1 protein-coding gene is annotated in these 1,031 nt (G+C 55.6%); it reads left to right on the top strand.

All coding sequences use genetic code 11. The features are described from left to right. Nucleotides 1-27: 27 nt before the first annotated feature. Nucleotides 28-1,031: tetratricopeptide repeat protein (locus AB6809_RS36200; protein WP_371028607.1), on the top strand; the 1,004-nt coding region annotated here is incomplete at its 3' end.

The raw sequence follows: 1,031 nt of genomic DNA, 5'->3' as shown, positions 1-1,031 counted from the left end.
TCGCCTTGGTACCCACGAACGGCGCGATTGTTCCGCCAGACCATCGCTGGTGACTGGAAAGACACGATCGAGCAGCTCAAACTGGCCTCTTATAATGAATTTCCTACGTTTTCGCAAATCGCGCCCAGGTCAGACGGCTATCAATTAGCACTTTCGCTGTATTCAAACTCGCGCTTTGATGACGCGATGGCGACACTGCGCCCGCTGCTAGCCTTGTCCCCGGAGATTGGCATGGGGGCGACGTATAATTTGGCCGCGGCATGTTCCTTCAGCATGGGCCGGATGGAAGACGCTGAGACCTACTGGCGGCATGCGATACAAAGTAACCCTGAGTATGCTTCCGCACACAACAATCTTGGGGTGCTACTTAAGCAACTTAAGCGTCTACCCGAAGCCGAGTTGGCATTCAGGCAGGCGCTCGGTGTTAGTCCTCGCTATGCAGAGGCGCACAGTAATCTGGGGGCGCTACTCTACGACCTCGGGCATCTTGAGGAAGCTGAAGCTTCTTGTCGGCAAGCGCTGGCTATCAATCCCAGCTACTGCGATGCTCAGTACAACCTTGGCGTCGTTTTGTACAGTTTGAAACGGCTTGGTGAAGCCGAGTTGTCATACTGGAAAGTGCTTGAGAGCCAGCCGGGCCATATCAATGCGCTCAATAACCTTTGCGTCTTGCTCCAGGAGCTTGGCCGTCTGCAGGAAGCGCGAGAAATCTGTGAGCATGCGCTAATAATCGACCCGACCTACTATCGGATCCATAACAGCTTTGGCGTTGTTCTAAAAGAGCTTGACCGGCTGCCGCAGGCGGAGGCGCGTTACCGTCAGGCGCTAGCGCTCAGTTGCAACGACTATGCAGACGCCAAGTTCAACCTCGCTTCGCTCCTACTCGGAACAGGACGGTTGACGGAAGGTTGGCCGCTTTACGAGGCACGCTACGAAAAGGGACGGATGCGCCCCAGTTCGTTCGCGCCTGGTGTGAGCTGTCCGCAATGGCGCGGTGAGCCACTAACTGGTAAGTCTCTCCTTGTGTGGTT

This window comes from Paraburkholderia sp. RCC_158, from assembly GCF_041355255.1.
Classification (GTDB): domain Bacteria; phylum Pseudomonadota; class Gammaproteobacteria; order Burkholderiales; family Burkholderiaceae; genus Paraburkholderia; species Paraburkholderia graminis.
This window is presented reverse-complemented; position numbering and strand designations above follow the sequence as displayed.